Source organism: Candidatus Frankia alpina (assembly GCF_902806485.1).
GTDB lineage: Bacteria > Actinomycetota > Actinomycetes > Frankiales > Frankiaceae > Frankia > Frankia alpina.
In genome coordinates, this window is sequence record NZ_CADCWT010000207.1 from 1 (window position 1) to 8,402 (window position 8,402).

At 71.9% G+C, this 8,402-nt stretch carries 10 protein-coding genes and 1 pseudogene; 6 read left to right on the top strand and 5 right to left on the bottom strand.

The genetic code is table 11. The features are described 5' to 3' along the window. The coding region (locus tag G6R25_RS18530) for a TerD family protein (protein ID WP_163553991.1) at positions 1–516 on the bottom strand (516 nt) is incomplete at its 3' end. 250 nt (positions 517–766) lie between these two features. Here G6R25_RS18530 and G6R25_RS18535 point away from each other — a divergent pair. Continuing rightward, positions 767–1,747 (top strand): aldo/keto reductase, encoded by a 981-nt coding sequence (locus tag G6R25_RS18535; RefSeq protein ID WP_336501739.1) that lies wholly within the window; start codon positions 767–769, stop codon positions 1,745–1,747. Positions 1,748–1,753: 6 nt separating this feature from the next. Here G6R25_RS18535 and G6R25_RS18540 read toward each other — a convergent pair whose 3' ends face one another. Continuing rightward, entirely contained in the window at positions 1,754–2,323 is a 570-nt protein-coding gene (locus tag G6R25_RS18540) for an Ntn hydrolase family protein (protein ID WP_136448745.1), read from the bottom strand. Positions 2,324–2,517: 194 nt separating this feature from the next. On the opposite strand from G6R25_RS18540, the gene G6R25_RS18545 reads away from it, so the two are divergent. Next, a complete protein-coding gene (locus G6R25_RS18545) occupies positions 2,518–3,297 on the top strand; it encodes a sporulation protein (RefSeq protein ID WP_163553989.1) in 780 nt (259 codons plus the stop codon). Positions 3,298–3,386: 89 nt separating this feature from the next. On the opposite strand, the gene G6R25_RS18550 is transcribed toward G6R25_RS18545, so the two are convergent. Further along, complete coding sequence (locus G6R25_RS18550; RefSeq protein ID WP_163553990.1) at positions 3,387–4,697, bottom strand: sensor histidine kinase; 1,311 nt, start codon at positions 4,695–4,697, stop codon at positions 3,387–3,389. Positions 4,698–4,733: 36 nt separating this feature from the next. Further along, positions 4,734–5,402 (bottom strand): winged helix-turn-helix domain-containing protein, encoded by a 669-nt coding sequence (locus G6R25_RS18555; protein ID WP_163553993.1) that lies wholly within the window; start codon positions 5,400–5,402, stop codon positions 4,734–4,736. 264 nt (positions 5,403–5,666) lie between these two features. On the opposite strand from G6R25_RS18555, the pseudogene G6R25_RS30795 reads away from it, so the two are divergent. The 3 genes and pseudogenes from G6R25_RS30795 to G6R25_RS27785 all read left to right on the top strand — a co-directional run. Next, positions 5,667–6,194: pseudogene (locus G6R25_RS30795) on the top strand (ferric reductase-like transmembrane domain-containing protein); the annotation flags it as partial. A gap of 599 nt (positions 6,195–6,793) precedes the next feature. Continuing rightward, complete coding sequence (locus G6R25_RS18560) at positions 6,794–6,949, top strand: ferredoxin reductase domain-containing protein (RefSeq protein WP_163553987.1); 156 nt, start codon at positions 6,794–6,796, stop codon at positions 6,947–6,949. Beyond that, positions 6,946–7,476, top strand: coding sequence for an FMN-binding protein (locus G6R25_RS27785; protein ID WP_163553988.1), 531 nt, complete (start codon positions 6,946–6,948; stop codon positions 7,474–7,476). Before G6R25_RS18560 ends, G6R25_RS27785 begins: the two co-directional genes overlap by 4 nt. 149 nt (positions 7,477–7,625) lie before the next feature. On the opposite strand, the gene G6R25_RS18570 is transcribed toward G6R25_RS27785, so the two are convergent. Beyond that, positions 7,626–7,817, bottom strand: coding sequence for a TylF/MycF family methyltransferase (locus G6R25_RS18570; protein WP_235825929.1), 192 nt, complete (start codon positions 7,815–7,817; stop codon positions 7,626–7,628). A 235-nt stretch (positions 7,818–8,052) separates the two neighbouring features. Here G6R25_RS18570 and G6R25_RS18575 point away from each other — a divergent pair, with 235 nt between their 5' ends. Beyond that, positions 8,053–8,373 carry a DUF2397 family protein gene (locus G6R25_RS18575; protein WP_235948996.1) on the top strand — a complete coding sequence of 107 codons (321 nt, stop codon included), beginning with the start codon at positions 8,053–8,055 and terminating at the stop codon, positions 8,371–8,373. Positions 8,374–8,402 lie beyond the last annotated feature (29 nt).

An 8,402-nucleotide genomic window follows, 5' to 3' on the forward strand; every position in this document is an offset into this window, starting at 1 on the left:
CTCGCCGCCGTAGGAGCGGATGAGTTCGGCGAGGCCGCCCTGAAAGCCCTGGCCGATCGCGGCGACGCGCCACACGCCCTTGCGGTAGAGGTCGCCGATCATCACCGCGCGTTCGCTGGTGAAGTCGGCGCCGGTGAAGGAGTAGCGCAGCACCTCGGTACCGGCGACGACGATCCTCAGGTAGCCCGACGCGATCGCCGCAGCACTGCCGACGCCGTCCAGCGCCGCGCAGAACGACAGCCGGCCGATCGAGGCCGGCACCTGGTCGAGGCTGACCCGGAACGCCTGAGTGTCCCCGGACTGCGGGCCGAGGAGCTGGACGGACTTCTCCGGTGAGGTCGGCTGGTTGAAGAAGACGAAGTACCGGTCGTCGGAGAGGCGGTCGTCGCCGTCCAGGCCGAAGCAGGAGATGTCCCACTCCCCCGGCGCATTGATCGCAATCCCGACGTACAGGTCGGTGCCCTGGGTGACCGCCGACAGCTGCGCCTTCTGCCCGCGGCTGAACTGGGTGACCAACACGCTCCCTCCACTCGCCTGCCGCCGCCCCGGCGCCTGCCGGGACGACCGGCGGATCCGCCCCGCCGCCTGCGCCCGCATCCGCACGAACCGGACTGCGGGCAAGGTAGCAGCTACCCACCTGTCAGCCGAACACGCCGGGCGCGCGGGCGCTGTCACACCACGCGCGCGTCACCGTGACAGGTCTCCAGCGTGACATCTCCTCTCGCGTCCCGTGGGCAGGATCGCGTTCACTGGACGGATGCGCTACATGGAGGGCTCCGTCACTGTCAGCCCGAAGAGGATTTCGAAGATCGGCCTGGGCACCTGGCAGTTCGGGTCCGGGCAGTGGGGTTACGGCAGCCGCTACGCCGACAACGACGCCGCGCTCATCGTCCGCCGGGCCCTCGAGCTCGGGATCACCCTGTTCGACTCGGCGGAGGTCTACGGCCTGGGTCGCAGCGAGCGCATCCTCGGCGCGGCGCTGGCCGCGGTCCCCGGCGGGCTCGACCGGGCATACGTGGCGACCAAGCTCCTGCCGATTGTCCCGGTGGGCCCGGTCGTCGAGCAGCGCGCGGTCGCCAGCGCGCACCGCCTCGGCGTGCGCCACCTCGACCTCTACCAGGTCCACCAGCCCAACCCGGCGATCCGGGACCGCTGGACGATGCGGGGCATGGCCTCGCTGCAGGCCGTGGGCCTGGTGGGGGACGTCGGGGTCAGCAACTACCCGCTGGCCCGCTGGCAGGAGGCCGACGCGGCCCTCGGCGCGCCGGTGCTGTCCAACCAGGTGGAGTACAGCCTGGCCCGGCCGCGCCGCGGCGCCGCGCTGCTCGACTTCGCCGCCCGCGAGTCCCGGATCATCATCGCCTGGAGCCCGCTCGCCCAGGGGCTGCTGGCGGGCCACTACGACGTGACCAACCGCCCGAGTGGACGGGTCCGGGCGGCCAACACGCTGTTCGGAACCGAGAACCTCGCCCGGGCGACGCCGTTGCTCGACGTGCTGCGCGAGGTCGCCGCGGCGCACGGGGCGAGCCCCGCCCAGATCGCGCTGGCCTGGGCGATCCACCATCCGCAGGTCGTGGCGATCCCGGGGGCGTCCGGCGTCGCCCAGGTGGAGAGCAACGCGGCCACGGCCGACCTCGACCTCGCCGCCGACGAGTACGCCGCGCTCAGCGCCGCCGCCGACCGCTTCACCCCGCTCGCCGGCCCCCAGGCGCTCGCCGCGCTGGCCGCCGAACGCCTGCGTCGCTGAACCGGCCTAGCCGGCGTTGATGGAGCCGTCGGGGGCGTAGACGTCGTCGGAGGACATGATGTGGAACGGCGGGCAGACGCCCGTCGAATGGTGGGCGGCGGCCTCCAGGGCGAGCTGCACGCGCTGTTCCGCGTCGAGGCCGCGGGTGCTGTGCAGGGAGCCGCAGGCGTACTCGTCGCCGCTGCCGACGGCGTAGTAGTCGTCGACGCTGCGGCCGATCTGATAGTCCGAGTCGATGCGGTAGAGGTGCCCGCGGATGCCGACGAGGAACAGTCCGCCGCTCTCGCTGCCCGAGTCGTTGCGGGCGAACCCGCCCTCGCGCAGACAGTCGCGGACGACCGCGATGAAGTCGGTCGCCATAAAACGATCAAGGTCCCAGTCCTGGGGCACGGGCGGGACGAGGCTGTAGCGGAGCAGCTGGCCCATCCGGAACGAGTCGGTGAAGCCCATGATGAACTCACCGTTGCGGAACACCTTGGTGTCCGCGCGTACGGTGATGGACCAGCCGGCTACACCAGCACTGTCCCCACCGATCACGACCCGGCCGTCCTGCTGAACCCCGACGATGCAGGTCACGAAGCGGAATGGTACCGGTTCGCCCTGCAGACCGATGCCCCACCCCGCCTACGTCCTCCGCCTTCGTCACGGACTGTCCCGAGCGCCCCGACCGATGTCACCTTGCCGACCTGCGCCGATCTCCCCGATCGGGCCGGCGTAGAGATGTGAGAGCGTGTCGCGGCAGTCACGGCGACGAAGGGGACGGACGGACGATGGGGATGAAGCGGTTCATGTCGCGGCTCGGGGTCGGAGGGGCCGAGGTCGAGACCGTGCTGGACCGGCCGGAGACGCTGCCGGGTCACGTCGTGACCGGCACGACGACGATCACCGGCGGCAAGATCGACCAGGAGGTCGAGAAGGTCCTCGTCTCCTTGGAGGCGACCGTCGAGGTCGAGCGGGACGACTCGACCTGGTACGAGCAGGTCACCTTCGGCACCCAGCAGGTCGGCGGGGGCTTCACCATCAATCCCGGGCAGCAGATCACCGGCCGGTTCGAGCTGCCCGTGCCGTGGCAGACGCCGATCACCGACGTCGGCGGCTGGCACCTGCACGGCATGAAGATCGGCGTGCGGACGAAGCTGGCGATCCCCGGCGCGGTCGACCCGGGAGACCTGGACCCGGTGGGCGTGCATCCGCTGCCGGTGCAGGAGGCGGTGCTGGCGGCGCTGGGCGACCTCGGCTTCCACTTCCGTTCCGCGGACGTGGAGAAGGGCCACCTCGGCGGCTCCGACCTGCCCTTCTACCAGGAGATCGAGCTCAAGCCGGCCGGCGAGTACGCCCGGCGGATCTCCGAACTGGAGGTGACCTTCCTCGTCGACGGTGCCGGGATGGACGTCGTGCTGGAGGCCGACCGCCGCGGCGGGCTGCTCTCCCGCGGTGGCGACGAGCTCAGCCGCTTCCGCGTCGGCCACCACGACACCGACCGGCACGCGCTCGCCGGCCTGCTGCACCAGCAGCTGGAGCACCTCGGCCGCCGCCGCGGCTGGTTCTGATTCCTTGACGCGCAATGCCCTGGGCGAGCCTCGGCTCGGCGGGTGACCGTCCAAGCCTGGGTGCCGTCCGATCGGGTTTCCGCGTCGGTCTACCGCACGGGAGCCGAGACGGCGGGAATGCTCACGGCGAACACGGGCGGGCTGCGCCGGGTCAGCTCCAGGCGGCCTCCATCGGCCTCCACCAGGGCCCGGGCGAGGAAGAGACCGATGCCAGCTCCCTCGGCGTCCTGGCGGGCCGCGCCCAGCCCACGGATGAACAGGCTGGGCACCCGCTCCTCGGGTATGCCGGCCCCCTCGTCACCGACCTCGATGCGCACGTCCGTCCCGTCCTGAACGGTCCGTATCCTGATCGTTCCGGCCCCGTGCCGGACGGCGTTCTCCAGCAGTACCGCGAGGGCCTGCCCAAGATGGTCACGGTTGGCCAGCCCTACCAGCCCTACCAGCGCGGTCGAGCCGCTCGCTGGTTTGCCGGACGTCGTGGTCGTGGCGGCCGCCGATCCGGCCGGCCTCATGATCACCAGGGCACGCCCGCGACGGTCCGCTATCGGCCCCCAGTGCCGGTCCAGCTCGTCGAGAAGCTCGCCGACCTGGACCGGGCGCGGGCGGGACGCGTCACCGCGGGCGCGGGCGAGCAGCACCGTCACCACGGTTGCCAGCCGGTCGACCTGGGCCAGCGCCGACTCCGCGTCGTCGCGGACCTGCTCCGGCACGTCCGCGGTGGCGATCTCCTCCAGCCGTAGCCCGATCGCGGTCAGCGGTGAGCGCAGCTGGTGGGCGGCGTCCCGGGCGAACTGGCGCTGCCGGTCGACGAGTTCCCCGATCCGGCGGCCGCTGCCCGCCAGTACCCTGCTGACATCGTCGGCCTCGGGCAGCCCGAACTGGCCCGCCTCGGTGTCGAAGTGGCCTTCTCCGAGCATGCGTGCCTGCCGGGCCAGCGCGATCATCGGCGCGGCGAGCCGGTTCGCCTGTACGAGGGTCATCCCGACAGCGACGAACGCGGAGATCGCGACCAGCATGCCAACCACCGCGATGACCGCGGACACCCGCTCGTCCTCGTCGTGCGTGGAGGCGGTGACGGTGACGGTGACGGTCTCCGCAGCGGCGGTGGCCTGCTTGGTGTCACCGTCCAGGTCGGGGCCGGCGACGTAGCTGAGCCCGCCGCGGGCGACCACCGTGACCCGCCGGCCCGGGGCCAGAGCTGCGAGCCGGCTCGGCGCAATCGGTTCGTGGTCCTCCAGCCGCTCGCCCACCGCCACCGCCACCCCGTCGGCCTGCTGCTGCAACCGGACGGCGAAGTCGGTGTGTACCTGCCGCGCCGCCAGGACGGCCAGCGGAACCGCCAGGGCGACGACGGCGACCACGACGACGGCGAGGGTCGAGACGAGCAGGCGGCGGCGCATGACCACCATGATTCCGCCGTGGCGGGCCCGGCTGCCTCAGGCGGTGAACCGGAAGCCGACGCCGCGGATCGTGGTGATGTACCTCGGCTCAGCGGCCCGGTCGCCCAACTTCTGCCGTAGCCAGGAGACGTGCTGGTCCACCGTCCGGCTGGAACCCGGCCAGGTCGTCTGCCACACCTCGGCCAGCAGCGCCCGCCGGCTGACCACGGTACCGGCGTGGCTGATCAGGACCCGCAGCAGGTCGAACTCCTTGCCCGACAGCGCCAGCTCCTCCTCGGAGCCGTCGTCGAGGGTCCGAAAGGCCCGCCTCGCGGCCACGTCCACCCGGACCCCGGCGACGGACACCCGATCCCCGCCGACCCGCCGGCGGGCGGCCCTGACCCGGGCCAGCAGCTCCGCCAGACGGAACGGTTTGGCGATGTAGTCGTCGGCACCGGCGTCCAGGCCGTCGACGAAGTCGATCTCCTCGGAGCGGGCGGTCAGCAGCAGGATCTGCGTGCTCGGCAGCCGGGCCCGCAGCCGCCGGCAGACCTCCAGCCCGTCCATGAACGGCAGTCCGATGTCGAGGACCACGACGTCGGACTGCCCGGTGAGCCCCGCCGCCAGCCCGGTCGGCCCGTCCGCGGCCACCTCCACCCGGTAGCCCTCCCGCCGCAGCGAGCGGGTCAGCGGCTCGGCGATCGAGGGATCGAGGGATCGAGGGATCGAGGGATCGAGGGATCGTCCTCGACGAGCAGGACCGCGATCACGGTTCCCACCGTGCCAGCCGCCACCCGCCGCCGGTCAGGGCCGTTGTCCACCTCGGCAAGTCCCGCACTGCTCTTGACACATCCTTGACACATCCTTGACGGTAGCGACTCGACGGTGGACGCAGCGGCGCCGGAGCGAGCGCCGCCGCGACCCGGCCGCTCCCGCCGGCGCCCATCGCCTGCTCACGCACCACGACAGGACGAGATGCCAACAACCGCCATGCGTCCGCCGCCGGGGCCGCCGCCGCCGGCCACCGTCCGCCCCTCGTCGAGGGGCCCGGCCGCCGCGCTGATCGTCCTCGCCGGCCTGAACCTCGGCGCGGTCGCGGCCGTCGCCCTGCACGGCACCGCGTTCGCCGGAGCCGGCACGGCCGGCCTGTTCACCTGGGCCGGCCGGGTCGCCGACCTGCTGGCCGAGGTCCTCCTGGTCGGCCAGTTCCTGCTGGCCGCGCGTATTCCCTGGCTGGAGCGGTCGGTCGGGCAGGACGTCCTGCTGCGCTGGCATCGCACCCTCGGCCAGATCCTGCTGGTCGCCGTCTGCGCCCACCCCCTCCTGCTGGCCGCCGGCTACGGAGGCGCCCGGCTCTCCGGATTCCTCCCCCAGGCGTACACGCTGGCCACGACCTATCTCTCGGCGACGGCCAGCGCCGTTGTCATCGTCGTCGTGGCCGCCCTGTCGGTCGCGGCGGCGCGGCGACGGCTGCGCTACGAGATCTGGTACGCGATCCACCTGGCCACCTACGCCGCGGTCGTGCTCGCGTTCGGGCACCAGCTGTCGGCCGGTCGTGATCTGGCCGGCTTGCCGGTGATCACACTGTGGTGGAAGGGCCAGCTGGTGATCACCGCGGCCTGCCTGGTCATGTTCCGGCTCGGGCTGCCGCTGGTGCGCTCGGCCCGCCACCAGCTACGGGTCAGTGCCGTCGTGCCGGAGTCACCCGACGTCGTGTCGATCTACCTGTGCGGACGGCGGCTGGACCGGCTGCCCGCCGTGGGCGGCCAGTTCTTCCAGTGGCGGTTCCTCAGCCGGGACGGCTGGTGGGAAGCCCATCCCTACTCACTGTCAGCCAGCCCAACCCCACAGCAGCTACGAATCACCGTCGGGCTCGTCGGCGACGGCACCGAGCGGTTGACCCGGCTCGCGCCCGGCAGCCGGGTGCTCGTCGAAGGCCCCTACGGCACCTTCACGGCAGATACCCTCACCACGCCGAAGGTCCTGCTCATCGGCGCCGGCCTGGGCATCACCCCGGTCCGGGCCCTGCTCGAGGAGCTGCCGCGCCGGGTCGACGTCACGCTGCTGCACCGCGTCGGGCGCCCCGGCGCGGCAGCTCCGACGATCCGCAACGGCCGATGGGGCCCGCCCATCTGCGCCGGCTCGTCCCGGACATCACCCGGCGCGAGGTCTACCTCTGTGGGCCGCCGGGCTTCTGCACCGCCACCACCGCGTCCCTGCGCCAGCTCGGCGTGCCGGCCGCGCGGATACATCAGGAGGCGTTCGCCCTGTGACAGGCACCCGGCCGGGACGCCCGGCGCTGCTCGCCGCCGGAGTTCTCGGCGGCTTCGCCCTCGGCCTGGGCGGCTACCTTCTACCCACCGCGACCACCGCGGCCGCCCCGTCCGGCGTCGTCGTCGAGCCCAGCAGCGGTGGAGCGGCACCGGGCGGGTCGCCGTCACCGGGACCGGCCGCGGCGGGCGGGCCACCCACACCCGGCGGCCCCGCCCCGGCGACCACCGGCAGCGCCGTCCAGAGCCGGGTGGTGGCGAACGGCCCGGCGATCGACACCCGCTACGGCACGGTCCAGGTCCAGGTCGTGGAGACCGGCCACCGCATCACCAGCGTGACCGCGCTCGCCCTCCCCTCGGGCGGCCGCTCCGCCCGGATCAGCGGATATGCCGCGCCGATCCTCACCCAGGAAACCCTCAGCGCCCAGAACGCAAACATCGACGCCGTCTCCGGCGCCAGCTACACCAGCGCCGGCTGGCAGTCCTCCCTGCAAGGCGCGCTCGACACCGCCCGGAAGAACGGAGCGTAGTGCCCACATCCGTCGCCAGCCCTCCCCTTGAAAACCCGGTCGAACAGGGCGTCGAAGCCGACCGAATCCGCGCGCCGTCCACCCTGTCTCCTCGGCCGCCACCTCGGCTGGTTCTGATGCCCCCTCGGCGTCCGGCTACCGGCCGGGGATCACGCCGATGGCGCCGCCTCGTGCCGGGTGGATTCGTACCAGTCGGTGTCGAGGCGGAGCAGGGCGATGCGGTCGGGAGCATTCTCCGGAATGGTGTCCTCGACCTTTCCCCGAATGAAGTGGATCTTGTCGGCCGGGTAGCCGACGGCCTGGATGAGGCCGCCGACCTTCGCCTGATCCTTGACGGCCATGTACATCTCTCGTTGAGAGCCGGTAGCGCAGGAACGAACGCAGATGGCATTTGACCGGAGTCTCACCGCATCCGCCGGGACGGCACATATGTTCCCACGCTTCACGCCTGCTCGGTCCACGATCCTGTTGACGACATCCCGGGGATCGTCAGTCCTGTCGGACCCGTTGGCTACCGTGAGATGGGTACCTGGTTGCTGAGCGCCGGCCGAGGGGACGAACCGCGGTGGAGGCAGGATGACGACGATGCATCGCGTGCCACCGGAGATGTTCCGGTTCGCCACCGAGCAGAACGCCGACCTGTACACGGCCGTCCTGCGGGTGTTCGGCGAGGCGAACGAACGGTTGGAGACCACGCTCGGTCCGGACGGCATCGAGGAGCGGCTGGGGTTCGTCGGGTTGTTCCGGGCCCTGGGTCCGGACGAGCTCGGCCGTGCGCTGTCCCAACTGGGTAAATGGCAGCTGCTCGACGTCATCCAGAACCACGGCGCCGACTACTCCACCGCCGCCGAGTACGAGCGCGGCAACCTCCAGTACTCACTGAGCCTTTCCCGGTAACGTTTCGTCGCTTTGCGTGACATCAATGT